We start from the raw sequence: 25073 nt of genomic DNA, 5'->3' as shown, positions 1-25073 counted from the left end.
GGCCTCAGCCGGCCGCGACCTCCGCGAGGAGGTCCGCGGCCGGTCCCGGGTGGACGAGCCAGCCGAGGTGGCTCGACTCCAGGGTGTGGACGGCGTACGGGTTGTCCGGGGTGAGGGCGTCGCCCTCGCGGATCAGCCGGTCCTGCATCGCCGGCGGCAGGCTGACGTCCTCGCTGAGGCGGACGAACGCGCGGGGGATGGTGCCCCAGGTCGCGGCCTGGGCGCGGTCGTCCGGGCCGCCGGCGTCGAGGTTCTCGTCGGGCTGGAAGGTGTTGAGGAACGTCCGGAACTCGTCGTCGGTGCCGTCGGCCATGAAGGCGTGCTTGAGGCCGGCGAGCACCTCGGGGGAGGCGGTGCGGAAGTTGCAGCGCAGCAGACCGACGTCGGCGGGGTTCGCGGCGGCCGCCCCGATCAGGACGGAGGCGTCGAAGGAGGCCATCTCCGGCTCGGCGTTGTACGCAGCCGCATCGAGCTCCACCGGCGCCCAGGCCGACACGTAGACCATCTGATCGATCAGGTCAGGGCGAGCGTTGGCGGTCGCGGTCAGGGTGATCCCGCCACGGCTGTGCGCGACCACGACCACCGGGCCGTGCTCCTTCGCCCGTTCGAGCACCGAGACCAGGTGGGCCACGTTGTCGGCGAGGGTCACCCCCTTGATCCCGCCGGGAGCGGTCGCGAGCGCGGCCAGGTCCTGAGGTGCCTGGTAGGCCTCGGGGAACGTCGCTCCGAAGCCGTGGCCGGGCAGGTCGACCGCGAGCGAGCGGAGCCCGCGCAGCGCCAGCTCGGCCTGGAGGGGAGCGAACGAGAACGAGTTGGCGAAGGCGCCGTGGACCAGGACGAAGGTCGTGTCGGGGGAAGGCATGGCGGTGACTTTAGCCTCGACCCCATCGGTGGCGCCGGTCAATTGTCGTCCGGGGCACCGAACGGCGCCGACTGCGGCGCCTGCCCCATCGGCGTACCTCCGTAGACGACGGATCCGTCGGCGCGCTGATAGGTCAGCCACGGGACCGTCTCGGTGAAGCCCACCCCGGGCTTGCTGTAGTCGCACACCCCGCCGGGAAAGGCGGCCTCCAGCCGCGCCCACTGCGCATCGGTGAAGCCGAAGGCGCCGTAGTCGTCGGTGCGACGCAACGGCTTCAGGTGGCACGTGGCGTTGTCGGAGTAGTTGTTGTCCCCGGCCACGATCCGTGGTGTCGCGAAGTCGGTCTTGACCAGGTCGCTGACCGGCCCGAGCCCGCAGACCAGATCCGAGACCGGGTCGACGACGAGGTTGAGCGCGGGATCCAGGACCGGGTCGACGGCGCCGTTCAGGCCGTCGAGCGCGCCGCCGGTCAGGTCGTCCACCAGCGGGTCGGCGACCGGCAGGAACAGGCCGTCCTCGCTGGAGACGCCCTGGGCCTGGGTGCACCGGTCGTGCAGGTCACCGGGGCGGTCCTGGACGATCTTGTCGGCGAGCGCCACCGTGCGCTCGTCGGCCTCGACGGCAGACAGCCACCGATCCATCGCGAGCAGCGCCTCCTCGGAGTAGCTCGGGTCGCCGATGAGCGGCGTCACGCCGTACCAGATCACCTGGTTGTCGGCGTGCCCCTGCTCCCGCGTCAGCCGGTCACGCATCGCCCACGCCCAGCGGGCGTCGTGCGCGAGGCCGGGATCCGGTCCACCGTGGTCGATGATCGCCACCTCGGACAGGTTGCTGGCGGTGTTGACCATCCCGCTGCGATAGGCGTTGGTGAGCGCCGTCGGGTCGGCGACCGAGCGCTGCTTCCGCGGCTGGATGTCGATGTCGAGCCCACCGACCTTCTCGTTCACGTCGACGAACTGCTCGGGCGTGATCGCTCCGGAGCGGAGCGCCTCGAGGCCGTACTGCACGCCGGTGTTGTCCAGCGGCGAGCCCGCGAAGCCACGCCCGATCTGCTTCTCCTGAGGCGTCCACACGCTCTCCGGCCGGGGGCCGAAGACGTTGATCGAGCCGTCGATGATCGAGCAGCGTACGCCGCCGGGGTTCGTCGCGGGGTCGTAGCGCTCCTGGTCGCTGACCCCGGCGCACGGGTGTGTCGGCATGACCGCCTGCTTGAACAGGCCCTCGTCGGCGGTGACCGCGTTGAGCGGCAGCAGGTGACCCTCGACCGCCGCCCACTGCAGCGGGTTCCAGAACTTTCCGTCGGTGAGCCGCTGGGAGCTCTCGAAGTATTTGCGGAGCAGGTGGTAGTCGGAGAACTGCAGCCCCGGCGAGAGCGAGTCGGGGTAGGAGCAGGTGACGACCAGTCCCTGGTAGATCCCCGGATAGGCGTTCGCGATCGTCTGCTGCGCGATCGAGCCGCCGGAGCAGCCGCTGCCGATCGTGTAGCGCAGGTCGCCGTACGTCTCGACGAGATGCTCCTTGGCCATCATCAGCGACTCGGCGGCACTGGGCACGCTGCAGTTGTGGCCGGTGTTGGCCAGCGCGGTCGAGAGCATCGCGAAACCGCGGCCCAGGGCGACGGTCGGGCTGTCGCCGAGGGCATCAGCGACGACCGGGATGCCGAGGTCGAAGGTGCCGGCGTAGTCGGTGGTCGGCGCGGTCCCGGTCTCGTGGTCGACCCCGCAGCTGCCGCCGTGCGGGACGAACAGCTTGTTGTTCCACTGCTGCTGCGGGCGCCAGCGTCGCCACGGCTTGCCCGGCTGCCAGAGCACGGCGATCCGGTATTGGTCGCGGTTCTGGTAGCCGGTCTCCACCCGGACGACGAACGGCACCGTCACGCCCTCGTCGGTGGTCGTGGTGGCGACGTCACCGGGCGGGTTCGCCGGATCGTATGGCCGGAGCCCGTCGAGCAGTGGATTTGTCGATTTGTAGAGCCAGCTGATCGTCGGCTCCTGGTTGCACTGCGCGTCCGTCGCGGTCGGCTGGCAGCGCCACGGCTGCAGCTGCGGCCCGGAGAAGATCGGCCCGCCGCGCGGGTGGTTGGTGATCGTGAGCCAGGCTCCGCGACCGTCGGGCAGGCGGGCGGTCAGCTCGTTGGCCCCGATCCGCAGGCCGCGTACGACGCCCTCGACCTCGCCGTCGGGTCGCTCGGCGAAGGCAGCGGTGACGTCGCGGTCGCCCGTGCGGGGAGACGAGTGGCGGGTGTCGCCGAGCCACACCCGCAGGTCATCTGGGTCTGCCCCCTCGGGGAGCGTGACCCGGACCAGCGCGTTGCCGTCGAAGACGAGGTCGGCCCGGTTGGAGAGCGTCTCCAGGACGATGTCCTCGTCCGGCGCGGGAGCCGCTGATGCCGGCGTCACACCGAGCAGGAGGCTCGCGACGAGAGCGGACACCGTCGCGATCGAGAGGGGCAGGGCGCGAACGGGCATGACGTGCCTTTCCGAGAACTGCGCACGTCCCTCGAGTAGACGCTCGCGGTGACAAGGAGAATGCCCGCTGCCCCTCGGAGCGTCAAGAGACCTCACCAGAAAGAGGGTGTCTGACCAGCAGAAACTCACTGGTCAGACACCCTCTCGAGGGACGCCTCAGCCGGCGACCGCCTCCCCGCGGGCGACCATGCCGGCCTCGTCGGAGAGCTTGACCTCCTTGAGGAACAGCGCGAGCGCAAGACCGAGGAGAACCAGTGGTACGAGGTACCAGAAGGCCGGCGCGAGCGCCTCGGTGAAGGCGTCGACGACCCAGCCGTGGATCGGCTCGGGCAGCTGGTCGACAGCGGCAGGGGTGAGGCTTCCGCCGGAGAACCCGGCGCCGTCGGCGGGCATGAGTCCGGCGGCGGACATCTTCGCCGCCAGCCCCTCGAAGTTGTCGGTCAGCCGCGTGGTGAACACCGTCGTGAACAGCGCCGTGCCGACGGTCGCGCCGATCTCCCGGAAGAAGTTGTTCGCGGACGTCGCGGTGCCCAGCTCGTGCGGGTCGACGGCGTTCTGGACGGCCAGGACGATGGTCTGCATGACCAGGCCCATCCCGGCGCCGAGGACGAAGATCATCAGACCGAAGACGACCATCGACATGTCGCCCGTGATCGTGGTCATCCAGGCGATGCCGGCCGCGGTGATGACCAGGCCGACGATCGGGAAGATCTTGTAGCGACCCGTCTTGGAGATCGCGATACCCGAGCCGATCGCGGTGAGCATCATGCCGGCCATCATCGGCAGCATCATCAGCCCGGAGCCCGTGATCGACGCGCCGGTCGACATCTGCAGGAAGGTCGGCAGCATCGCCATCGCCGAGAACATCCCCATCCCGAGCACCAGACCGATCAGCGTGGTCACGGTGAAGGTGGGGTTCTTGAAGAGGCGCAGCGGGATCAGCGGCTCCGGGGCAAGGGTCTCGGCGACGATGAAGGCGGCGACCGAGGCGAGGGTGCCGACGAGCAGGCCGAGCAGCTGCGGCGAGGACCAGTCGTAGCCGTCGTGGCCGAGCGACTCCCACGAGGTCAGCAGCACGATGCCGCAGGTGGAGAGGACCATGAACAAGATCCCCAGCCAGTCGACGGGTCGGTTGGACCGGTGCGAGGGCAGCTTCAGGGCGTACCAGGCCACGATGAACGCGATGATGCCGATCGGTACGTTGATCCAGAAGGTCCAGCGCCAGCCCGGACCGTCGGTGAGCCAGCCGCCGAGGAGCGGCCCGATGACCGCGGAGATGCCGAAGAGTGCGCCCATCGGACCCATGTACTTGCCGCGCTCGGAGGCGGGCACGATGTCGGCGATGATCGCCTGGGACAGGATCATCAGCCCGCCACCACCGAGGCCCTGGAGGCCGCGGGCCGCGACCAGCTCGGGGAACGTCTGCGCCATGCCGCCGAAGAGCGAGCCGAGCGTGAACAGTGCGACGGCCACCAGGAACGGCCAGCGCCGACCCCACAGGTCACCGAACTTCCCGTACAGCGGCATCACGATCGCGATCGCCATGATGTAGGAGGTGATCACCCACCCCTGGTGCTCGACCCCGTCGAGCTCCCCGACGATCGTCGGCATCGCGGTGCTCACGATCGTCTGGTCGAGGGAGGAGAGGAACATCGAGGCCATCAGGGCCCCGAAGATCAGCCAGATCGTGCGCGGTGTGAGCACGATCAGCGGCTTGTCGGGCGCGTCGGGCGCGACCGTGTGACTCATGTGTTGGACCTTCCAGGCAGGTGGTGAAGAGGTGATGACACACGGGTCCCGTGTGACGTGAGAGTCCCGAGAGGTGGACGGTTCAGTCGTCGAGGAGCAGGCGGAGCTGGGCGACCGCCTCGGGCAGGTGCGCGGCCGCATCGCCTTCGTAATCGGAGCGCGCCCAGGCGAGCGCGCTGGACCGCATCAGCAGTCCGGCGACCATCCCGATCGTGTCGTCGTCGACAGGGGAGGGCCGCGCCTTGCGTCGCTCGGCGAGCAGCTCCTCGAGCTCGCCGATGACACGCTGGTGCCAGGCGATGTGCCGCTGCACCAGCCGCGGTTCGGACATCATCAGCCGCATCGCGCGCTCGCCCTGCTCGATGTTGGGAGCGGCGTTGGTGAGGAAGCCGGCGACCAGCGCCTCCAGGTCGCTCATCATCCGTCCCGAGGGCCCGCCGGCGGTGAACTGGGCGCGCACGCCTGGGTCCAGGTCGATCTCCTGGATCCCGAGAACCGCGTCGTCCTTGGAGTCGAAGTAGTTGAAGAACGTACGCGTCGACAACCCTGCCGCCGAGCTGATCTCCTCGACGGTGACATCATCGAGCCCTCGCTCGCCGACCAGCCGCTGAGCGGCCTCGATCAGCGCCAGCCGACGCTCCCGCTTCTGGCGCGCGCGGGCGCTCGAAGGCAGGGGAGAGGAGGTCACCGCACTATTCTTGCAGTGACTGCAAGTTGCAGTCAATGCAATAAAGGTGTGCTGGTGGTAACACCGGCGGTCAGGCGCCGGCGGCCGCCTGGTGGAGCGCGCGGATCTCCTCGACCAGCTCCGGAACGGGACCGACCACCTCGACCGCCGGGGCCACCTCCTGGATCGGCAGCGACCGCACCGGTGACTCACCCGCTCCCCAGCCGGCCCGCCACTGCGTCAGCTGCTCGGAGGAGGCGATGTAGACGACTCGGCCGACGCCCGCCCAGCCCTGCGCTGCCGAGCACATCGGACAGTGCTCTCCCGAGGTGTAGACCGTCGCCCCGGCGCACGTCTCCGGGTCGAGGTTCATCGCTGCCCAGCGGGCGAGCGCGAACTCGGGGTGAGCGGTCGGGTCGCCCGTCGACGTCTCACGGTTGCGGTCCTCGCGGAGCGCGTTGCCGGCGCTGTCGGCCAGGACGGACCCGAACGGTCCGTCACCGTCCGCCAGCGCTTCCGCGGCCAGCTCCAGGCAGCGGCGCAGGTGGGTCATGTCGGTCGCGGTGAGGTCGGTGGTCACCTTCCCAGTCTGCAGGCAGGTGCTGCGTACGTCCCGCCATTTCGCCGACGGTCAGCGGGGCTCGATCACGGCGCAGGCGATCCGGTCACCGGCATCGCCGGTCTTCGTGGTGTCCTCGTCGGGACCCTGAGGCGCATAGCGCTCCGGGACGTTGGCGTAGTTGTCCCGGCCGGCATGGATCATGACCGCGCTGCCGTCGTCGTCACGCAGATCGTCGAGCGTGAACGGGCCGGCGAACTCCAGCTCGGCGCTGCCGTCGTCGTTCACGAGGAGGGCAGGCAGGTCGCCGAGATGCTCGCCGTGGGCGCTGTCGTCGGGGTTGAGGTGGCCGCCGGCGGAGAGGAAGTCTCCCGTCTTGGCGGGGTCGTCGGGGGAGGGGCTGTCGGCCTCGCACTTGCCGGTGGTGTGCACGTGGAAGCCGTGGTAGCCGGCCTCGAGCCCGCTCACCCGCACGCTGACCTGGGTGGTCCCGTCGTCCTCGTCGATCTCCACGGTCCCGACCCGCTTCCCGTCCGGGTCGACGAGCTTCGCGTTCACCTCGTTGCGGTCGTCGGGATCCGACTCCCCGCAGGCGGCAAGGGTCAGCAGGCCGCAGGCTGCGAGTGCTGCGGCTGTTGCACGACGGGACATGGGATACCTCCACGAGAACGGATCCGGTCACTCCCAACGTACTCGTGGCGCCGGGCTCTGTTCGAGCACCGGCACCACGAGTCGTGAGCAGATGTCAGAGCCCGAGCTCGGTGAGCCGACGGGAGATCCGCGGGTCGGTCGAGAGGACCGGTGCGCCCTTCGCGACCCAGGCCTCGCCGTCGAAGTAGCGGGTCACGATGTGCTCGCTGATCCGGGTGACCATCGCCTGCATGGTCAGCGTCGGGTTGGGGCCGCCCACCGAGTTCGGCAGCGCGGAGTTGTCGGCGACGAAGAGCCGTTTCACCGCCCGGGTCTCACCGCTGTGGTCGACCACCGAGTCCTTCGCGGAGTCGCCCATCCGCATCGTCGAGTGGACGTGCAGGGGAAGGGCGGGCCAGTCCATCCGGTAGACCTTCTTCGCGCCGGCCCCCTTCAGCAGCTTGGCGGCCTCGCGGGCGAGGAACTCCCGGTTGCGTCGGCTGCGGGCGGTGCGGTGCCGGTTGTCGAACCGGACCTTCGGGATCGGCCCGTTCTCGTCGGCCGGCAGGGCGGACAGGGTGACGCGGTTGATCGGCGAGACGTCGTCGTCGACGATGCTGACCACGTTGAGGATGTTGTCGAGCCCGTGGGCGAGCACGTCCTTCAGCTCGGGGCCGAGCAGTCGGCCGGTCGTGCCGTCCCAGGGGCCGGTCAGCCCGCGTCCGTTGGTGTACTGGCCCCGGATGCCGCTGTCGGAGAAGGTCATCGTGAACGCCTCGATGCCGGGCATCAGGCCGACGTTCATGTTCATGCCGTAGCCCGGGTAGTCGGTGCGGGCCGCGGAAGCCGGTCCCTTCGAGCTGCCGACGTTCTCGTCGAAGAGACCGAAGGTCCAGTCCAGGTAGTGGTCGGTGAACCCACGCCCGACCCAGTCGTTGGGGTTGGGCAGGTCGCTGTTGAACCACAGCCGGGGGTTCTCCACGGCCCCACCGGACATCACCACGACCTTCGCGTCCTCGGTGTGCACCATGCCGGTCGGGTTGTCGAGCCAGGTGACGCCGGTGGCGGTCAGCTCGCCGCGTACGTCTTCGGTACGGATCTTGGTGACCGTCGCGTCGGTGACCAGCTCGACGGCCTTTCCGCCAGATGCCCACGTCTCGGCGGTGAGCGCCATCGGCATGTAGCTGTTGTCGGTGGACCGCTTGGCGGCCAGGTTGCGGGGCGCGCCGGCGGGCGACGCACAGCCCTGGAAGCAGTGGCCGCAGAAGGTGCAGCCGGTCGCCTGCGGGAACTTCAGCAGGTTGGCGTCGTTCGTCCTGCCGGCGGTGCCTCCCGGCTGGAGGATCGCGTTCTCCTGCGGGCGGTAGGACGCCTCGAGCGTCGTCTTCGTCTTCTGGACCGGGAGGCCGAGGGTCTCGCAGCCCCGCAGGTAGACGGACTCCTTGGTGCCCACGGCGGCCGTCTGCACGGGCAGCGTCGTCTCGACCCACTCGTAGTAGGGCACCATCTCGGCGTAGGAGTAGGGGAAGAGGTGCTCGACGTCGTAGAGGGCCGCGTCGGGGCCGTCGTACCCGGCGAAGACGCCGGGGTAGGCCCGCGGGCTGTTGCCGAAGTAGTGCTGCGTCGTGCCGCCGACCCCGGAGACCTGCCACAGGAAGGAGTTCTGCGGGAGCTCGCGGTAGGCCGCGGGCTTGGAGCGGTCCTCCTGCCCGACCCGGAGGTATCCGGTCAGCGGGTTGTTGGCGTCGTTCTCCAGCCGGCTCCACTGCTCGCGGGGCTTGGCGTGCCGCGGGCCGCCCTCGATGACGAGTACGTCGAGCCCCTGAGCGGCGAGCTCCTTGGCGGCGACCGCGCCGCCGCCACCGGCACCGATGATGATCACGTCGCGCATCAGCGGGCACTCACTTTCTGTCGTCCCTGGTAGTAGCCCTTGAATTCGTCCCAGCCGTCCATGCTCCCGGGGTCGTACTTCGCCAGATCCCAGCCGACGGGGCGCCTGGAGACGGTGAGCCGCTCGGCGTCGAACGTGGACCACTCGCAGAACGTCCCGAAGGCGGAGAACTCCAGCAGGGCACCGGCGATGAACTGCAGGATCCCCGAGGTCGTGCCCTTCAGCGGTTCGGGAAGCTCACGGTCGATCGAGCCGACGAGCTGCGGGTCGGCCTGCTCGAGGAGCTCGAAGACCTCGGCCTTCTTCGCGAACGACAGGCGGGAGAACGGGGACAGGTGCGGCCCGGCCGCCGAGGTGGGATCGACTCGGACCGCCTGGGTGTTGAGCAGCAGGGCGATCACCGCGGACAGCGGGAGCGCTGCGTCGTTGCGGAGCAGCAGCTTGATCACGTCGTCGAGGTCGGCGAGCAGTGCGTTGGGAACCAGCGGGAGGCCGTTCGGCACCACGATCGGCACGTCGGCGAGACCGTTGGCGAGCGCCCGGCCGACGGCGGCGGCGATCGTGTCCGGCATCGGCACGTAGTTGTCGAGCGACTCGATCAGGAAGTCCGGAGTCTTCGCCTCCATCGCCCCCGGCTCTGATCGCGGCGTGCCCTGGGTCCTGGAATAGCCATCGGGACCGGGTACGACGAAGACCGCGAGCCCGTTGAGAGTGTCGCGGGCGAGCTCGGCCAGCAGCTTGGAGACCACGCCGACCAGTGGGTCGGCTGGTCCTGTGGTGACGGCCCTGGCGACCCCCGGCACCGCGGTGCCGGCTGCGGCCAGGGCGCCCAGCACCCCGACGCGGGTCAGAAAGAAACGACGATCGACTTGCGGTGTCCCCATGACACAAACCTCCGAGCTAGGTGCGGTCTCACGTTGCCACCGGATCCGGGCCGCCGGCATCAGCGACACGCACAGAGTTCGCCGGTGAGGAACTGTGCTGGGGCACAGTTTGTGGGACTCGTTCAGGAGGTGAGCAGAGCCAGCCGGAGCAACAGCTGGTCGCGGCCATCATCGAGGCGGCAACCGGTCAGCTCCTCGATCTGCTTGAGGCGGTAGACCACGGTGTTGCGGTGGCAGTGCATCTTGGCGGCGGTCTCGGAGGTGGACCGGTTGCTGGCGAACCAGTGGTCCAGCGTCTCGAGTAGCGACTCCTGCTTGTCGAGGGGAATGGTGAGCAGATCGCCCAGGGCGCGTGCCCGGATCCGGGCCGCGATCGGACGGTTCGCGGCCACCAGCACCTCGGGGAGCCTCTCGGTGAGAGCGGCGACGCCCGGCTTGTCGGTAGGCAGGCTCGCCAGGACCAGCTCGGCCATCCGGAACTCGGTGAGCACGTCGGCCAGGCCCACCGTCTCCTGCGAGACGCCGGCCCAACCGTCGACGATCGACCTCAGGCGTATGACCAGCTGCGGGACCGTCGACTGCCCCAGATCGACGATCCCGACCTCGCGGTCCGCACGCAGGCGCCACTCGGACCGGAACCCCGCAGCGGCGAGAGATGACCCCGGCGATGGCGGAGTCCCGGTCGGCAGTGCGCGGTGCCGTATCACCACGACCACGATCCGGTTGTGCGAGGTCAGCTCCAGGATCCGCATGGCCTCGGCGACGAACCCGGGCTCTGCGGCACGACCCTCCAGGAGCCCGTCGAGGATCGCCTGCCTGCGTTCGGTGTTGCGTCGCTCGGCCTCGAGCTCGCGTGTTCGGTATTCGTCGGCGGCGGCCGTCGACATCAGGTCGATGAGCTGCATGACCTGGACGGCGCTGTCCAGGAGCTCGTCCAGCATCTCGGGCGCCCGGGAGCGGGCCTCATCGAGGAGCGCGGCCCAGATCACCTCGGTGCCGAGGCGGTAGGCGTGCAGCAGTGACTCGAGCGGGAACCCGGCGTCCGCCCGGCGTCGCGCGGTGGTCTGGGCGGCGTCGAAGACGTTCACGCCCGGTGGAACCTGGTCGGCGAGCGACTGGAGGGAGCGCAGCATGTTCTCGCGACAGGACCGCAGCAGCTCCTCGGCCGTGATCTGGTTGGTGGTCGCGTAGCGCTCGTCCTTGGCCTGCAGGGTGTCTCGCAGCACCGTTCCGAGCTCGTCGGCCCGCGGCAGAAGTCGTTCGGCCAGCGCTCGGGTGATCGCCAAAGGTTGTGGGACCGGCGAGAGTCGCGAGTCACCGGCGCGCTGGGGGGACATGTGTCGGAGGGTATCAACGCGGCGTCCGGATCGGAGACGATCTTTGTGCTGGATGCACAGGGGGGTATGGCCGACGTCACAGTTTCGGCCCGCCCTGGCTGTAGCTGGGGCGGGCCGATTCCGTCAGCCGATCCCTCAGGCCGAAGCCACCTCGGGAACGGTCTGCTGGGCTCGTCCGGTCCGCAGGAAGGCCAGCGCGACGGCAGAGACGGCGACCACGACGGCGGCGCCGACGTACAGGTTGACGGGGGTCCAGGAGGCGTCGAGCAGGCGGCCGGCGAGCATCGGCGACAGGATGGCCCCGATGCGGCCGATGCCGATCGCCCAGCCCATGCCGGTGCTGCGGATCTCGGTGCCGTAGACGCCCGGGGTGATCGTGTAGAGGCCGGCGATGCAGCCGTTGATGAGTGCTCCGACGACCACGCCGATGATCAGCGCGACGGTGAGCAGCGACGTGCTGGTGATGAAGACGACCATCGCCAGCGCGGAGAGCACCGTGAAGCCGATCAGGACCAGGCGGCTGTCCAGCCGGGACGCGATGAGGCCGTAGAGCACCGACCCGGCGGTGCCGCCCAGCGCCAGCATCATGCCGGCGGTGACCGCGTCCGCCTCGGACATCCCCGAGGTCACCAGCAGCTGCGGGGTCCAGCTGTTGACGAAGTAGAAGCCGAACATCGTGGCGAGGAACGCCACCCAGATGAGCAGGGTGGAGCGGCGCAGATCAGCACTCAGGAGCACGCCCGGGTTGCCGTTGCGACGCCGGGCGGTCGCCGCGGGTGCGGATCCGAGCGAGTCCGAGGTGATGGCGGCCTGGCCGAGCCGTCCGAGGATCCGGTTGATCCGCTCGACGGCCTGGCGCGGCCGACGCTGGACCAGGAAGTCCACCGACTCCGGCAGCAGGACGACCAGGAGCACCAGCGCGATCCCGGTCGCGACGCCGCCGGCGACGAAGACGCTTCGCCAGCCGAGGTCGGCGAGCATGGCCCGGGCGGCCACGCCGCCGAGGGTGGCGCCGATGCCGTAGCCCGCGGTGTAGAGGCCGATCGCCAGGCCGCGCCAGCGCGCCGAGGCGTACTCGCTGGCGATCACGTTGGTGCTGGCCAGGATGCCGCCGACGCCGAGGCCGGTGACGACCCGGGCGAGGCCGAGCAGCAGAGCGGACGGGGCGGCCGCGGAGAGCAGCATGCCGACGGTCGCCAGGCCGACGCTGACCAGGATCAGCGGCCGGCGGCCGATGACGTCGGCGACGGGGGCCAGTGCCAGCGAGCCGACGGCCATGCCGACCAGGCCGGCGCTCAGCAGCACACCGAGCTCCGAGCCGCTCAGCGCGAACTCCTCGGTGAGCGAGGAGGCCGTGAAGGCCATCGCCATGACGTCGAATCCGTCCAGACAGTTCAGCAGGACGCAGAGGGCGACGACCATCCACTGGTAGGGAGTCATCGCGGCGGCGTCGATGCGCGCACGAAGGTTCATCTCGGGTCTCTTTCGGGGTGGGGGTTCACGGAAGGTGGAGGGTCACGGCGGCGGGGTCGGCCGAGCCCGACCCCGACTCGCCGCGGGCGGCACGGGCGACGCAGAGGCACAAGGACGCGTACGTCTCCTTCTGCTGCTGGCTCAGGAAGACGTCGCGGTGGTCGATCCGGCCGCTGACGTCGAGGACCTTGACCTGGCAGATCCCGCACTCGCCCTTGCGGCAGTCCCACATCACGTCGACGCCGGCGTCCTCGAGCGCGTCGAGCATGGAGCTGTCCTTGCCGACGCGGACGGAGCGGCCGAGCTGGGGGAGGTGCACGACGAAGTCCTCGGCCGCCCAGGCGCCGCTGCTGCCGAACGTCTCGAACCGCAGGTTGGGCTCGGGCAGCTCGTGGGTCGCCCAGGCGCGGCGGATCGCGTCCATCAGCCGGATCGGGCCGCACATGTACATCTCGGTCCGCGCCGCCCCCGGGGAGCCGGCGATCTCGCCGACCAGCTCGGCGACATCGAGGCGTACGTCCTCGTCGTCGACGAACACCCGCACGCGGTCGCCGTGCACCTCGACGAGCTCGTCGAGGTAGGCCATCACCGCGCGCCGCCGCCCGGCGAGGACGAGGGTGTAGTCGGCGCCGCGACGGCGCAGGGTGTCGGCCATCGCCACCAGGGCGGTGACGCCGATGCCGCCGGCGACGAGCACGTAGCGGTCGGCGCCGACCCCGAGCGGGAAGCTCTGGACGGGGCCGGTCATCTCGACCACGTCCCCGACACAGAGCCCGTGCATGTGGCGGGACCCGCCGCGCGAGCTCGGGGCCAGCTGGACGCCGAGGGTGAGCCGGCGGCCGCCGTCCTCGGAGCGTACGACCGAGTAGGAGCGCTTCCGGGTGTGTCCGTCGAGGTCGAGCCGGAGGTCGACATGGGTGCCGGGGGCGGCGTGGACGGGGCGGTCGGGGGCGAGCACGATGCGGCGTACGCCGTCGGCGAGGTCGTCGGCCTCGACGACACGGCCCTGCTGCCACCAGGTCTGGGTGTTCACTGCCATGGTCGCTGCCTCACTTCGCGGCCGCGGCGGGGAGACCCTCCGCCTGCAGCATGCGGTCCAGGATCCGGCGTACCCACATGCCGCCGGCGTCGATGTTGAGGCTGTAGAACTCGTGGTCCGGGTTGGCGTCGATCGCCTGCTGCTGGGCCGCGAGCATGTCCTCGTCCTCGCCGAAGACCCCGTGCACGCCCTGACGCAGCTGGGTCGTGATGGTCTGGCTGTCCAGGCGGTAGTTGCGCATGAAGGCCCAGAAGTAGTGCGAGGTCCGCGCGGTCTCCGGGGCGATCGTGTTCATCACGTAGCCGTTCACGCCCTGGCTGCGGTCGCCCTCGGGAGCGCCGGTGCCGGCCTTGGCGACGCCGACGTCGATGCGGATCGTCGACGGCGCCTCGAAGTGGATGATCTGCCAGCGGTCGACCTTGCCCGTGAAGCCGGGGAACTTGTCGCGCATGTTCTTCAGCCAGAACGGGGGCGGGTCGATGTCGCGCATCCAGCGGGTCACCGTCACGCCGCGGTCGGAGTGGCTCACCTCGAACTCCGCCTCGGAGAGCTCCTCCTGCCCGATGCTCGAGCTGTGCACGAACTCCTCGTGGGTGAGGTCCATCAGGTTGTCGAGCACCAGCTGGTAGTTGCACGGCGCGTAGATCGTCTCGCCGTCGCCGGCCCAGTCGGGGGAGTCCATCTGGTGCATGTCCGGGACGGTGCCGGGGTCGGCGAGGTCGGGGTCGCCCACCCAGACCCACACGTAGCGGTAGCGCTCGACGACCGGGTAGGACGGCACGACCGCGCTCGGGTTGATCGTCTCCTGCGCGGGCATGCCGGTGCAGCGACCGGCGGAGTTGTAGCGCAGGCCGTGGTAGGGGCACTGGATCTCGTCGCCGAGCACCTTCCCCTTCGACAGCGGTGCGAGCCGGTGCCAGCAGGCGTCGGCCAGGGCGACCGCGCGGCCGTCGCTGTTGCGCCACAGTGCCAGCGGGACGCCGGCAATGGTGCGCGCGAGCGGCTGCTTCGCGGTCACCTCGTGGTCCCAGGCGGCGACGTACCAGGCGTTGCGGGGGAAGTTGAAGATCTTGGCTGCCGCGGTGGTCGGCGGGGAATCCAGGACGGTCATGAGGAAACTCCCTATGGAGATAGGTGTTGTGCTCGTCACAAACTACCTATCTATATAGTGAGTGGCAAGAGTCGGATACGCTCGCGCCACCGGAACGGTGCGGGAGAGGGGGGCACGGATGTCGCTCAGGTTCGCGTTGCTGGCGCTGCTCACCTCGCGCCCGATGACCGGCTACGACGTCTCCAAACACTTCAGCCAGTCGGTCGCCCACGTGTGGCACGCCCCCGACTCGCAGATCTATCCCGAGCTCAACCGGATGGAGCGCGACGGTCTGCTCGAGTCCGCGGTCGTGCCGTGGGGCAAGAAGGGCACGAAGAAGGAGTACGCCGTCACGGAGGCCGGCGTGCAGGCCTTCCGGGAGTGGATGGACTCGCCCATCGAGATCCGTCGGCAGCGAGAGCCGGCCTATCTCAAGGCGGCCTATCTGGAGTGGGCCGAGCCCGGCGCCGCGCACGCTGAGTTGGAGCAGTTCCGCGACTACTGGACCGAGCATCTGGCGATGCTCGAGGCCACCCGGGCCACGCTCGTCGACCGCAGCCACCCCACGCTGGCACGTCGGCTCGAGCACTACGACGCCAGCCAGTGGGACCGGATCGTGCGCTACAAGATCTTCGCCTACGACGGCCTGATCGACCAGGCCCGCGCAGCGGTCGCCTGGGCCGAGCGCGGCCTCCTGCTCGTCGACGAGCTGGAAGGCTCCACCGTCGAGTCCTAGACCGGCAGGCGTACGTGGAACCGGCAGCCGGTCGCGGCCGGAAGGTTCTCCACCCAGACTCTGCCGCGGTGGGCGTCGACGAGGCCCTTGACGATGGCGAGGCCGAACCCGGCGCCCTGGGCGCTGGTGCCGTCGGCGCCCTCGGGCGCGGCCGGAGTGCGCGCTGAGCTGCCCTGCCAGCCGAGGTCGAAGACGCGCTCCATGTCGCCGGGGTCCAGGCCGCCGCAGGCGTCGCTGACGCTGAGATCGATGCTGCGTACGTCCCCGGGGGCCGTCTCGCAGTGGACCTCGACCGTGCCGTCGGCAGGAGTGTGGCGGATCGCGTTCATCAGCAGGTTGGAGACGACCCGGGAGAGACTGGCGGGGTCGGCGGTGATCTCCAGGCCGTCCTCGACCTGCCCGCCGAGCCGCACCTGCCGCTCCCGGGCCACCGGGTCGGCGCCGGCCAGCGCCTCGCTGACCAGGTCACCGAGCAGCACCGGCTCGGGCGTCAGGGTGAGAGCGCCGGCCTGGATCCGGGAGAGCTCGAAGAGGTCGTCGACGAGCCGGGCCAGTCGCTCGACCTCGACGCGGATGCGCTGGTGGTAACGGTGCGGGTCGGCGGCGATCCCGTCCTCGAGGGCCTCCGCCATCGCCCGCAACCCGGCCAGCGGCGTACGCAGGTCGTGGGCGACCCAGGAGATCAGCTCGCGGCGCGACTCCTCGAGCCGGGCCTCTCTCGTGCGCGCCTCCTCGAGCCGTCGCTGGGTCTCGGCGAGCTCGGCCGACAGCACCCGGAGCTCGCGCGGCCCGCTCTCCGCGGGTTGCTGATGACCTCCGAGCGCCATCTCGCGGGCCTGCTGCTGGACCGCGCCCGACCAGCGGACCATCGCGGAGCCGATCACGAACGCGACCAGGATCGCCACCACCACCGCGATCGAGGTGACCACGGTGATGACCAGCAGGTCGTGGCCGGAGAGGAACATCATCCACGCGATCCCGAGCACGCCGCCGAACACCGTCAGCACGGCGACCGCGGCGACCAGGGTGAGCTGCCAGCGGATCGACCAACGTCGCGTCGCCCAGGCGACCAGGAGCCCGACCAGGCCGACGGCGAGTCCGGAACCCGCCGCGACGAGGGCGATCAGCACAGCATCGGCGAGCTTCATGCACCCACCTCCGCGGGTTCCCAGCGGTAGCCGACGCCCCAGACCGTGACCAGCCGCTCCGGCCGGGTCGGGTCGGACTCGATCTTCTCCCGCAGCCGGCGTACGTGGACGGTGACTGTCGAGCGGTCGCCGATCGTCCACCCCCAGACGTGCTCGAGCAGGTCCTCCCGGGTGAATGCCTTGCCGGGATGGGTGATCAGGTAACGCAGCAGGTCGAACTCACGGGTGGTCAACGACAGCTCGCTCCCGGCGTCGGTCGCCACCCGCCGGTCGGCGTCGACGACGAGGGTGCCGTCGGAGACGACGCCGCCCTCGTCGGAGTGACCGGTGCGCTTGAGCACCGAGTCGACGCGGAGGACCAGCTCGCGCGGGCTGAACGGCTTGCCGACATAGTCGTCGGCACCCAGCTCGAGCCCCATGATCCGGTCGGCCTCGCTGCCGAGCGCGGTGAGCATGATGATCGGCACCTCGCTGGCCTGCCGCAACCTCCGGCACACCTCCAGGCCGTCGATGCCGGGCAGCATCAGATCGAGGATGACGATGTCAGCGGGACGCTCGCTCATGGCGCGCAGCGCCTGCTCGCCGTCACCGGCCTCGACGACGTCGTGCGAGCCGGCGCGCAGGTAGGAAGCGAGCACCTCGCGAACCGTGAGGTCGTCGTCGACCACGAGGACACGTGCCATCGGTCTACTCCTCGCTCGCACGGACGGGTTGTCGTGAGCGTAGTTCGCCGAGCGCGACCGCGACACCGGCGCACACGCAGAGGATCGCGACGACCAGCAGGCCCTCGGCGTAGTCGCGGTCCAGCAGGGTCGGGTTGTCCGGCTTCGCCCCGAACCGGCCGAGGACCGGGATCGCCACCAGGATCGCCGGCCCGAGCAGCACCAGCACCGTCACCGCTCCGCGAGCGACGGCCCGGGGCAGCAGCCGCCCGCCGAACCACCCCAGCGCCAGCACCGCCGGCGCCAGGATCCCGTCATGGATCACGACCGCCGCCGCCAGCCAGACCACGACCTCGACGATCTGGCCGAGGTCCTGCCTGCTCACCAGCAGCCAGGCTCCGTACGCCATCCCGACCGTCCCGACCAGGATCAGCCCTCCGCGGATCCCTCGCATCAGAGCACCTCGATCCGGGAGACCCACTTGGTCTGCATGACCCCGGGACGGTCGGGAGCGATCAGCCGCACGGGGTAGCCGTGATCCATCGAGAGCGTCTCGCCATCGAGCACGAGAGCCATCAGCGTCCGGTCGTCGTCGGCGAAGTTCGGCGGGAGCACGGTGTCCGCCGAGGCGCTGAAGGTCTGGATCGACCGGACCCGCACCTCTCGGCCGCGTGGGGCGCCGACCAGGTCGAGCAGGTCCCGGAGGCGTACGCCGCCCCAGTCGCCCGTCGCGCTCCACCCCTCGACGCAGGCGATCGGCAGGGTGCAGGTGCGCTGCTCCATCGCGGCCAGGTCGGCGCGGGTCAGGGACCGGGTCGTGCCGCCGTGGACGACCTCGAGGCGGTAGGCCGAGCTGCTCGCCGCAGCCACCACGCCGGCCGAGTGAGCGGTCCGGTTGATCGGGATGCCGTGCTTGCGTGACCGCGGGGACAGGGCGGCGATGCGGCCGACGCCGGGGACGGTGCCGGCGGTGTAGAGGAAGGCGGTGGTCAGCGCCGACGCGCCGGCGAGCACCAGCACTCCGCGTCGGCTGACCGGCCCCGGCCGGCGTGCGGCCGGCCGGTCGTGGGCGGTGTCGTCGATGTCACCGGTGAGGGCCTCGCGTACGACCGGAAGCTTCACCGCGATGTGGATCAGCAGGGCCCCGACGGCGACGAAGGCCAGCGCGTAGTGGGTGCTCCGGAAGCTGAAACCCCAGGGATACCACTGGGCGACGTTGAGCACCCCGGTGGCGAGCTGGACCAGCGAGGTGCTGACCAGGACGGCGATGGAGCCGCGTTCCAGCGCGGTCGGCAGCGCCTCGCGGACCTGCCGCGGCACCGGCTGGAAGAGCTTGGGAAAGACGGCCCACAGCTTGACCAGCAGGAGCGGGATCGCGGCGGTGCCGGCGACGACGTGCAGGCCCTGGGTGAGCTGGTAGAGCCGCGACGGACCGGCCGGGAGCGGCACCGGCTGGTGGTCGAGCTGGGCGTAGTGGCTGATCAGGCCGGTCACGAGCGCGATCAGGAAGCAGATCCCGAGCCACAGACCCACGCGGGCCGCGACCGCGGCGCTCCGCAGGCGGGAGGTGAACGAGTTCTCCGAGGGGATCCTCATCAGGCACGCTCCACGAGCACGGCGACCCAGCGGTCGCCGGTCGGCGTGAGGGTTGCGGGCGCACGCCGCGGTCGCGCAGCCTGCCGGGGGAGTCGCTCGAGCCGCTTCACCGACAACCCGGCCTCCGCCGCGACAGTACCGATCATGTCGGCGCCGACGACAGCCCACGGGAACTGCGAGGTCCCGCCGCAGTCGCAGACCAGCTCTGCCAGCAGCGGTCCGCTCGAGGTCCCGGGTGGATGCACCTCGGCGACCACTCGGCCGCCCGGGACCAGCAGCCGGCGTACGCGGGCGAGCAGGGCGAGCGGGTCCCCGCCGATCCCGACGTTGCCGTCGGCGAGGAGAGCGGTCGTCCACCAGCCCTCGCCGGGCAGAGGCTCGAACAGGTCGCGGCACACCGCACGGCCGCCGCGGGCCTCGGTCTCGGCGACGGCCTCGGGCACGACATCGACGCCCAGGGACGGCAGGCCGCGGGCAGCGAGCGCCGCCGTCAGCCTGCCGGGACCGCAGCCGAGGTCGACCGTCGGTCCGACGCAGTGGGAGAGCAGTGCGAGATCGGCGGCGTCCGCGTGACGGGTCCAGTCCTCGACGGGGAGCCGGCTCGCGCGTCCGTCCACGCGCACCACCCGGCACGACTCGCTGGCGAAGACGTGTGCGAACACGGACTCGGCCGCTACGGCGGTCATCGGTACGTCCTCGCGGTCCGGACGGTGAACGGAGCGGCGACCTGGTCGGCGGTCCTGGTGGCGATCTCGGTCGCGATCGCGGCGAACCGGGTGTTCGGAGCGGTCGCGGCGACGGGGGCGACGTCAGCGAGGTGGTCGACGTCGCGGAGGCGGTCGCCGGCGGTGACGCGGAGACCAAGCGCTTGGAGGGCCGAGCGGGTGGCTGCGTACGTCTCGGGGGTGGACATGGGCACGTCGCGCAGCACGCGGGCAGCGGACGGGTCGCGGAGAGCGAGCGCCCACCAGCCGCCGTCCTCGGCGGGGGCGAGCACGGCATCGGCCGTCTCCAGGCCGCGGGCGACGGCGAGCAACCCGGCCGGCGTCACCTGGGGCGTGTCCATGCCGATCTGCACGACCGGTCCAGCGACCTCGGAGTGGGCGTTCGCGAGCCGCTCACCCAGGCCGTTCCCGCGCTGCGGGGTGAGGGTCCAGCTGGTGGCCGCCGTGTCGATCTCGTCCGCCCGGAACGCCGCGACGAGATCTCCGGAGAAGGCCAGCCGGCACCTGTCCGGCCCCACGGCCAGCGTGCATGCGTCGATCGTGTCCAGCAGCGCGGCGGCGGCGACGGTGGCGGCGACCTCGTCGCCGACGTCGGCCGCGAGCCGGGTCTTCACCAGGCCGGGCACCGGCGCCTTGGCGACGAGGAGGAGTGTCGGAGGCGTCGACGGGCTCATGAGAGCACCCGCCAGAAGTCGTACGCCGCGACCAGGCTGCCCCGCACGGAACCCGAGACCTTCGACCGCGTCCCGGCGGTCCGGGGGTGGTAGTCGACATCGATCTCGTGGACCCGCCAGCCGGCCCGGCCCGCGCGGTCGAGGAGCTCGACCGGATAGCCCGACCGCCGGTCCTCCACGCCGAGGCCGAGGAGCGCCTCACGGCGGGCCGCTCGCATCGGAGCGATGTCGCGCACGCGCAGGCCGGTGCGGCGCCGCAGCGCGCTCAGGACGAACCGGTTGCCGGCCTTGGCGTGCCACGGCTGCGCGCCGGCGGTCACCGGGCGGCGGCAGCCGAGCGTCAGGTCGGCCTCGTCCCGCCGGATCGGCTCGACCAGGGAGAGTGCGTCGAGGGGATCGAAGGAACCGTCGCCGTCCATCACCACGACGTAGGGCGCGGTGGCGGCCAGCAGCCCGGCGTGCACCGCAGCCCCGTACCCCGGCCGCGACTCGGACACCACCCGCGCCCCCTGAGCGCGGGCGACGTCGGCGGTGCCGTCCGTGGAGCCGTTGTCGACGACGATCACGGAGAGCGCCGCCGGCACGCGCGGGAGCAGCTCGCGAAGAGCCGCGGCCTCGTTGCGGCAGGGCAGCACGAGGTCGGTGTCGGGCCCTGTCTCGGGCCCCGTCTCGGGCCCTGTTTCAGGGCTGGTCTCGGGGATGGTCTCGGCCATGCGATCGACTCTAGGAACGAGTCGCCGCCGACGGGGCCCGCAGATCTTACGGTCCGATGACAGGCCCCGTGCGCGGGCGGTCATCGAGCCGTCTCGGACCTACGCTCGCCTTCGTGAACTCCTCAGCTCACCGAGCCGCCGTGGTGGGTCTCGTCGTCACGGCCGCCCTCGTCGTGGCGGCGGTGCTCGTGCCGCCGCTGTTCGACTGGCAGGTGTGGCCACGGGTGCATCTCGATGACGGCACGTTCGCGCCGCTCCACGGATATCCGCAGGTCAAGCTGGGTATCGGGACGCTCCCGGCAGTCCTGCTGGCGTTCGCAGCGCTGCGCTGGGCCGACCCGCTGGCGAGGCGGCTGCCGTGGCGACGCCTGCTCCTGGTCGCGTACGCCGCCGGGCTGGTGTGGCTTCTGGCGCTGGCCCTGGTCGACGGCCCCGACGGCCTGTCCCGGGTGCTGGGCAACCCGACCGAATACCTGGAGACGGCCAGGTCGGTCGACGACGTCCCGGGGCTGCTGCAGGAATACGTCTCGCGGATCCCCTACGACGCCCCGGCGGGGAACTGGCCGGTCCACATCGCCGGGCACCCGCCCGGGATGGTGCTCTTCTTCGTCCTCCTGGTGAAGGTGGGTCTCGGCGGGGATCTGGCGGCAGGCGTCGTCGTCACGGTGATCGCCGCGACGCTGCCCCTGGCGGTCATGACGACGGTCCGTGCTCTCGGTGCCGAGGACGCAGCGCGGGCTGCGGCGCCCTACCTGGTCCTGTCGCCGAGCGCGGTGTTCCTGGCGGTCTCGGCCGATGCGGTGATGGCGGTCGCCGTCGCCTGGGGGATGTGCTGCCTGGCCCTCGCCTGCCGGGCGGGGGCCGGTCGGGGCTGGCCGTGGGCGGTCCTGACCGGGCTGCTCCTCGGCTACGTCGTGATGATGTCGTATGGCCTTCCGCTCACCGGCGTGCTCGCCCTTGCGGTGCTCTGGCTCGGGCGAGGCTGGTGGGTGCTGCCGGTCGCGGCGGCGTCGGCGCTCGCCGTGGTGCTCACCTTCGCCGCCGGCGGCTTCGCCTGGTGGGACGCCTATCCGGTGCTGGTCGAGCGGTACTGGGACGGGATCGCGCACCAGCGCCCGGGCGCCTATTGGACCTGGGGAAATCTGGCCGCGCTCGCGATCAGCGCCGGTCCGCTCGTCGGCGCCGGTCTCGGCGCCACCTGGGCGGCCCGCCGCGACCGGGCCGACCGGGCCGACCGGGTGATCGTCGTCCTGGTCGCGGCCGCGATCGTCATGGTCGCCCTCGCGGACGCCTCCCAGATGAGCCGGGCCGAGGTGGAACGCATCTGGCTCCCCTTCATCCCCTGGCTGACCCTCGGCTGTGCTCTCCTGCCCGACCGCTGGCGCCGCCCCGGCCTGGCCCTCCAGCTCGTCACCGCCCTGCTCGTCCAGCACCTCCTCTACACGAGCTGGTGACCCGCCGGCCCGGCACGGATCTCAGGACCGCAGGGGCGCGGTGGCGAAGGCGGGAAGGCCGGTCTCCGGCAGCACCTCGGCGCGGAAGCCGAGCTCCCTCTCCGCGAGCTCCGGGGAGGCGACGACATGGCGTACGTCGCCGATCCGGTAGCGGCCGGTGACCTCCGGCGCCAGCTCGGACCGGCCGGTGCCGCGCGCGACCAGCGCCGCCACCTCGCTGATCGTGATCGGGTGCCCGGAGGCGACGTTGTAGGCGGCCATCGCCCCGCGTGGCCGCTCGGAGGTCGCCTCGAGCGCCGCCAGGTTGGCGCGCGCGACGTCGTCGACGTGGACGAAGTCGCGCTGCTGGCCACCGTCCTCGAATACCTGCGGTGACTCACCCCGCTCGAGCGAGGAGCGGAAGATCGCGGCGACCCCGGAGTAGGGCGTGTCCGCAGGCATGTGCGGTCCGTAGACGTTGTGGTAGCGCAACGCGATCGCCGTCGCGTCAGCCTGACGCGCCCAGGCGGAGGCGTAGTGCTCCTGGGCGACCTTGCTGGCTGCGTACGAGCTGCGGGGGTCGAGTCGGGCGGTCTCGGCCACCGCGGCCCAGGTGAGGGCACCGCCGCAGATGTCGCAGTGGTTCTCGAAGTCGCCGGAGTCGAGCGCGGCCCGCGAGCGCGGCGGCGGGACCCTGTCGCCGTGGTTGCGGCAGACGTAGCGGCCCTCGCCGTAGACGACCATCGAGGACGCGAAGACCAGCCGGGAGACCCCGTGCTCGCTCATCGCGGCCAGGAGCGCGGCGGTGCCGAGGTCGTTGTGCGCGGCGTACAGCGGGAGATCGGCCACGGTCACCCCGGCACCGACGACCGCGGCCTGGTGGCACACCGCGTCGATGCCGTCCAGCAGGTCGCCCCAGCCGCCGGCGTCGCGGACGTCGAGGAGGTTCGTCCCGGGCGGCGCCTCGGCGGCCTCGCCGTGGGCCATCGGCAGCAGCACATCGACGCGTACGACCTCGTGGCCGGCATCCTCCAGGACCCGGCCGATCGCGGTGCCGATGAAACCGGCGGACCCGGTCAGCAGGACCCTCATGGGACCTCGTAGGCGAGCTGCTTGCCCTCGGCCCAGGTCGAGCAGGAGCAGCCGGCGGGATCGGGCAGGCCCTCGATCGTGTCGGCGAGGACGGTCCGCATCCGCTCCAGGTTGGCGGCGAAGAGCGCGTAGACGTCGTCCTCGTCGACGCCCTCACCCTCGGCTGCGCCCGCGTCCATGTCGGTGACCAGGCACAACGGCGCGTAACACATCCGCAGCTCGCGGGCGAGCGCCGCCTCCGGGGCGCCGGTCATCCCGACCAGCGTCCAGCCCTGCGCGGCATGGTGGATCGACTCCGCGCGGGTCGAGAACCGAGGACCCTCGATCACGACGAGCGTGCCGCCGGTCTTCACAGACGGGTCGGCAGCCACGTAGGCCTTGGCGATCCGGGTGCAGTAGGGGTCGGCCAGAGGTACGTGGGTGGCACCCGTCTCCACATAGCTCGGGATCCGGCGCCAGGTGCGGTCGACGAGCTGGTCGGGGGTGACCAGGTCGCCGGTGGCGACGGCATCGGGCCGGAGCCCGCCGACGGCGCTGGGGGAGAGCACCTGGGTCACGCCCAACGACCTCAGCGCCCAGAGGTTGGCGCGATAGGGGATGGCGTGCGGCGGGTATTCGTGCGAGCGGCCGTGACGGGGCACGAAAGCCACCGACCGGCCGGCGACCGTGCCGACCGTGACGGGCGCGGAAGGGTCACCGTAGGGGGTCGTGACCGGCACCTCCTCGGCATCGGTCAAGAACTCGTAGAGCCCGGTCCCGCCGATCACGCCGACCTCGGCGTGAGGTCTCTGTCCACTGTCCAACGCAGTCATGGGTTCACTGTGCCAGCGCGACGTCCCCCGCCGACAGCACCCGGCGCATCCGTCACCGATCGGTAATACCTGGCGGACGCGGTTCGGTGTCGGTGGTCGCAGGCACAATGCGTTGCCGTGGGAAGACGTACGTCGCTCGGAGCGCTGATCGTCCTGCTGGCGCTCGTCGGCTGGGCGGTCTCGTCATGGCTGCCCGACGAGGCACCGGGGGCCGGGCATGCGCCGCCTCCTGCGGAGACCTCTTCGGCGGCAAGGCCGGTCGACGTGCGCGCGGTGCGCGGTGACCTGGCCTCGCTGGCGACGGTCGCGAGGCGGCCGGTGGGGGTGGCTGCGTACGAGCGCTCGGTGTTCGGTGGGAGCTGGACCGACAGCGACGGCAACGGGTGTAACCAGCGCGACGACGTGCTGCTTCGCGACGCCGTCGAGGTGCGGACCCGGCCCCAGGGGCGGTGCGACCACGACGTCATCGCCGGGACGTGGATCGACCCCTACACCGGGCGGCGGCTGGCCTTCACCGACCTGAAGGAGCCTCGGCAGGCCCAGGCGATCCAGATCGACCACGTCGTACCGCTCGCGGAGGCGTGGCGCTCCGGAGCGAGCGAGTGGGAGGCCGAGCGGCGTCGTGCGTTCGCCAACGACCTCGACAATCTCCTCGCCGTCGACGGTCCGACCAACATGAGCAAGAGCGACGACGACCCCGCGGGCTGGCGTCCGCGGAAGGCGTTCCAGTGTGCGTACGCCACCCGCTGGATCGAGACCAAGGCGCACTGGTCGCTCGCGATCGATGACAGCGAGCGACGGGCGCTCGGCGAGATGCTGGGCTACTGCTGAGC

At 71.0% G+C, this 25073-nt stretch carries 24 protein-coding genes; 3 read left to right on the top strand and 21 right to left on the bottom strand.

The window, feature by feature from the left end:
• Positions 1-4: 4 nt before the first annotated feature.
• The 12 genes from WBG06_RS05250 to WBG06_RS05195 form a co-directional block, all read right to left on the bottom strand.
• On the bottom strand, positions 5-862 hold the full coding sequence (locus WBG06_RS05250) for an alpha/beta hydrolase (protein WP_336735471.1): 858 nt from the start codon (positions 860-862) through the stop codon (positions 5-7).
• 38 nt (positions 863-900) lie between these two features.
• A complete protein-coding gene (locus tag WBG06_RS05245; RefSeq protein ID WP_336735470.1) occupies positions 901-3330 on the bottom strand; it encodes a DUF6351 family protein in 2430 nt (809 codons plus the stop codon).
• A 156-nt stretch (positions 3331-3486) separates the two neighbouring features.
• Complete coding sequence (locus WBG06_RS05240) at positions 3487-5079, bottom strand: MDR family MFS transporter (RefSeq protein WP_336735469.1); 1593 nt, start codon at positions 5077-5079, stop codon at positions 3487-3489.
• An 82-nt stretch (positions 5080-5161) separates the two neighbouring features.
• A complete protein-coding gene (locus WBG06_RS05235) occupies positions 5162-5767 on the bottom strand; it encodes a TetR/AcrR family transcriptional regulator (RefSeq protein WP_336735468.1) in 606 nt (201 codons plus the stop codon).
• A gap of 70 nt (positions 5768-5837) precedes the next feature.
• Positions 5838-6326, bottom strand: a complete 489-nt coding sequence (locus WBG06_RS05230; RefSeq protein ID WP_336735467.1) for a nucleoside deaminase — start codon at positions 6324-6326, stop codon at positions 5838-5840.
• Positions 6327-6377: 51 nt separating this feature from the next.
• Positions 6378-6956: a superoxide dismutase family protein gene (locus WBG06_RS05225; protein ID WP_336735465.1), complete on the bottom strand. Its 579-nt coding sequence runs from the start codon at positions 6954-6956 to the stop codon at positions 6378-6380.
• A 94-nt stretch (positions 6957-7050) separates the two neighbouring features.
• A complete protein-coding gene (locus WBG06_RS05220) occupies positions 7051-8826 on the bottom strand; it encodes a GMC oxidoreductase (RefSeq protein ID WP_336735464.1) in 1776 nt (591 codons plus the stop codon).
• A complete protein-coding gene (locus WBG06_RS05215) occupies positions 8826-9710 on the bottom strand; it encodes a hypothetical protein (protein WP_336735463.1) in 885 nt (294 codons plus the stop codon). Before WBG06_RS05215 ends, WBG06_RS05220 begins: the two co-directional genes overlap by 1 nt.
• Positions 9711-9832: 122 nt before the next feature.
• Entirely contained in the window at positions 9833-11047 is a 1215-nt protein-coding gene (locus WBG06_RS05210; RefSeq protein ID WP_336735462.1) for a PucR family transcriptional regulator, read from the bottom strand.
• A 135-nt stretch (positions 11048-11182) separates the two neighbouring features.
• Positions 11183-12520: an MFS transporter gene (locus tag WBG06_RS05205; protein ID WP_336735461.1), complete on the bottom strand. Its 1338-nt coding sequence runs from the start codon at positions 12518-12520 to the stop codon at positions 11183-11185.
• A gap of 25 nt (positions 12521-12545) precedes the next feature.
• Positions 12546-13559 (bottom strand): PDR/VanB family oxidoreductase, encoded by a 1014-nt coding sequence (locus WBG06_RS05200; RefSeq protein WP_336735460.1) that lies wholly within the window; start codon positions 13557-13559, stop codon positions 12546-12548.
• 10 nt (positions 13560-13569) lie between these two features.
• The gene (locus WBG06_RS05195; protein WP_336735459.1) at positions 13570-14670 is read right to left on the bottom strand and encodes an aromatic ring-hydroxylating dioxygenase subunit alpha; all 1101 of its coding nucleotides are present in this window, start codon (positions 14668-14670) and stop codon (positions 13570-13572) included.
• A gap of 118 nt (positions 14671-14788) precedes the next feature.
• Here WBG06_RS05195 and WBG06_RS05190 point away from each other — a divergent pair, with 118 nt between their 5' ends.
• Positions 14789-15385 carry a PadR family transcriptional regulator gene (locus tag WBG06_RS05190; RefSeq protein WP_336735458.1) on the top strand — a complete coding sequence of 199 codons (597 nt, stop codon included), beginning with the start codon at positions 14789-14791 and terminating at the stop codon, positions 15383-15385.
• Here the strand turns inward: WBG06_RS05190 and WBG06_RS05185 are convergent.
• From WBG06_RS05185 to WBG06_RS05155, 7 genes are read right to left on the bottom strand one after another with little or no spacing between them, the layout of a single operon-like run.
• Positions 15382-16533, bottom strand: a complete 1152-nt coding sequence (locus tag WBG06_RS05185; RefSeq protein WP_336735457.1) for a sensor histidine kinase — start codon at positions 16531-16533, stop codon at positions 15382-15384. The two genes, WBG06_RS05190 and WBG06_RS05185, sit on opposite strands and share 4 nt — an antisense overlap.
• The gene (locus WBG06_RS05180; protein WP_336735456.1) at positions 16530-17216 is read right to left on the bottom strand and encodes a response regulator transcription factor; all 687 of its coding nucleotides are present in this window, start codon (positions 17214-17216) and stop codon (positions 16530-16532) included. Before WBG06_RS05180 ends, WBG06_RS05185 begins: the two co-directional genes overlap by 4 nt.
• 4 nt (positions 17217-17220) lie before the next feature.
• Positions 17221-17649 carry a hypothetical protein gene (locus WBG06_RS05175; RefSeq protein ID WP_336735455.1) on the bottom strand — a complete coding sequence of 143 codons (429 nt, stop codon included), beginning with the start codon at positions 17647-17649 and terminating at the stop codon, positions 17221-17223.
• On the bottom strand, positions 17649-18791 hold the full coding sequence (locus tag WBG06_RS05170; RefSeq protein ID WP_336735454.1) for a molybdopterin-dependent oxidoreductase: 1143 nt from the start codon (positions 18789-18791) through the stop codon (positions 17649-17651). Before WBG06_RS05170 ends, WBG06_RS05175 begins: the two co-directional genes overlap by 1 nt.
• On the bottom strand, positions 18791-19477 hold the full coding sequence (locus WBG06_RS05165; protein ID WP_336735453.1) for a class I SAM-dependent methyltransferase: 687 nt from the start codon (positions 19475-19477) through the stop codon (positions 18791-18793). Before WBG06_RS05165 ends, WBG06_RS05170 begins: the two co-directional genes overlap by 1 nt.
• Entirely contained in the window at positions 19474-20190 is a 717-nt protein-coding gene (locus WBG06_RS05160) for a TIGR04282 family arsenosugar biosynthesis glycosyltransferase (RefSeq protein ID WP_336735452.1), read from the bottom strand. The genes WBG06_RS05165 and WBG06_RS05160 overlap by 4 nt, the downstream gene beginning before the upstream one ends.
• Entirely contained in the window at positions 20187-20903 is a 717-nt protein-coding gene (locus WBG06_RS05155; protein WP_336735451.1) for a glycosyltransferase family 2 protein, read from the bottom strand. Before WBG06_RS05155 ends, WBG06_RS05160 begins: the two co-directional genes overlap by 4 nt.
• Positions 20904-21016: 113 nt before the next feature.
• On the opposite strand from WBG06_RS05155, the gene WBG06_RS05150 reads away from it, so the two are divergent.
• Positions 21017-22357 (top strand): hypothetical protein, encoded by a 1341-nt coding sequence (locus WBG06_RS05150; RefSeq protein WP_336735450.1) that lies wholly within the window; start codon positions 21017-21019, stop codon positions 22355-22357.
• 21 nt (positions 22358-22378) lie between these two features.
• Here WBG06_RS05150 and WBG06_RS05145 read toward each other — a convergent pair whose 3' ends face one another.
• Complete coding sequence (locus WBG06_RS05145) at positions 22379-23428, bottom strand: NAD-dependent epimerase/dehydratase family protein (protein ID WP_336735449.1); 1050 nt, start codon at positions 23426-23428, stop codon at positions 22379-22381.
• Entirely contained in the window at positions 23425-24240 is an 816-nt protein-coding gene (locus WBG06_RS05140) for an S-methyl-5'-thioadenosine phosphorylase (RefSeq protein WP_336735448.1), read from the bottom strand. The genes WBG06_RS05145 and WBG06_RS05140 overlap by 4 nt, the downstream gene beginning before the upstream one ends.
• A gap of 117 nt (positions 24241-24357) precedes the next feature.
• Between WBG06_RS05140 and WBG06_RS05135 the strand changes: the two genes are divergently transcribed.
• Positions 24358-25071 (top strand): HNH endonuclease family protein, encoded by a 714-nt coding sequence (locus tag WBG06_RS05135; RefSeq protein WP_336735447.1) that lies wholly within the window; start codon positions 24358-24360, stop codon positions 25069-25071.
• Positions 25072-25073: the final 2 nt, after the last annotated feature.

The sequence above is a fragment of the Nocardioides sp. CCNWLW239 genome, assembly GCF_037137035.1.
Taxonomy (GTDB): domain Bacteria; phylum Actinomycetota; class Actinomycetes; order Propionibacteriales; family Nocardioidaceae; genus Nocardioides.
The sequence above is the reverse complement of the archived record's forward strand: the minus strand, read 5'-3'. Positions and strand labels throughout refer to the sequence as shown.

Coding starts and splice junctions, on each gene's coding strand:
- WBG06_RS05250 (WP_336735471.1), bottom strand. CDS start 862: ATGCCTTCCCCCGACACGACCTTCGTCCTGGTCCACGGCGCCTTCGCC.
- WBG06_RS05245 (WP_336735470.1), bottom strand. CDS start 3,330: ATGCCCGTTCGCGCCCTGCCCCTCTCGATCGCGACGGTGTCCGCTCTC.
- WBG06_RS05240 (WP_336735469.1), bottom strand. CDS start 5,079: ATGAGTCACACGGTCGCGCCCGACGCGCCCGACAAGCCGCTGATCGTG.
- WBG06_RS05225 (WP_336735465.1), bottom strand. CDS start 6,956: ATGTCCCGTCGTGCAACAGCCGCAGCACTCGCAGCCTGCGGCCTGCTG.
- WBG06_RS05220 (WP_336735464.1), bottom strand. CDS start 8,826: ATGCGCGACGTGATCATCATCGGTGCCGGTGGCGGCGGCGCGGTCGCC.
- WBG06_RS05215 (WP_336735463.1), bottom strand. CDS start 9,710: ATGGGGACACCGCAAGTCGATCGTCGTTTCTTTCTGACCCGCGTCGGG.
- WBG06_RS05210 (WP_336735462.1), bottom strand. CDS start 11,047: ATGTCCCCCCAGCGCGCCGGTGACTCGCGACTCTCGCCGGTCCCACAA.
- WBG06_RS05205 (WP_336735461.1), bottom strand. CDS start 12,520: ATGAACCTTCGTGCGCGCATCGACGCCGCCGCGATGACTCCCTACCAG.
- WBG06_RS05200 (WP_336735460.1), bottom strand. CDS start 13,559: ATGGCAGTGAACACCCAGACCTGGTGGCAGCAGGGCCGTGTCGTCGAG.
- WBG06_RS05195 (WP_336735459.1), bottom strand. CDS start 14,670: ATGACCGTCCTGGATTCCCCGCCGACCACCGCGGCAGCCAAGATCTTC.
- WBG06_RS05190 (WP_336735458.1), top strand. CDS start 14,789: ATGTCGCTCAGGTTCGCGTTGCTGGCGCTGCTCACCTCGCGCCCGATG.
- WBG06_RS05185 (WP_336735457.1), bottom strand. CDS start 16,533: ATGAAGCTCGCCGATGCTGTGCTGATCGCCCTCGTCGCGGCGGGTTCC.
- WBG06_RS05180 (WP_336735456.1), bottom strand. CDS start 17,216: ATGGCACGTGTCCTCGTGGTCGACGACGACCTCACGGTTCGCGAGGTG.
- WBG06_RS05175 (WP_336735455.1), bottom strand. CDS start 17,649: ATGCGAGGGATCCGCGGAGGGCTGATCCTGGTCGGGACGGTCGGGATG.
- WBG06_RS05170 (WP_336735454.1), bottom strand. CDS start 18,791: ATGAGGATCCCCTCGGAGAACTCGTTCACCTCCCGCCTGCGGAGCGCC.
- WBG06_RS05165 (WP_336735453.1), bottom strand. CDS start 19,477: ATGACCGCCGTAGCGGCCGAGTCCGTGTTCGCACACGTCTTCGCCAGC.
- WBG06_RS05160 (WP_336735452.1), bottom strand. CDS start 20,190: ATGAGCCCGTCGACGCCTCCGACACTCCTCCTCGTCGCCAAGGCGCCG.
- WBG06_RS05155 (WP_336735451.1), bottom strand. CDS start 20,903: ATGGCCGAGACCATCCCCGAGACCAGCCCTGAAACAGGGCCCGAGACG.
- WBG06_RS05145 (WP_336735449.1), bottom strand. CDS start 23,428: ATGAGGGTCCTGCTGACCGGGTCCGCCGGTTTCATCGGCACCGCGATC.
- WBG06_RS05140 (WP_336735448.1), bottom strand. CDS start 24,240: ATGACTGCGTTGGACAGTGGACAGAGACCTCACGCCGAGGTCGGCGTG.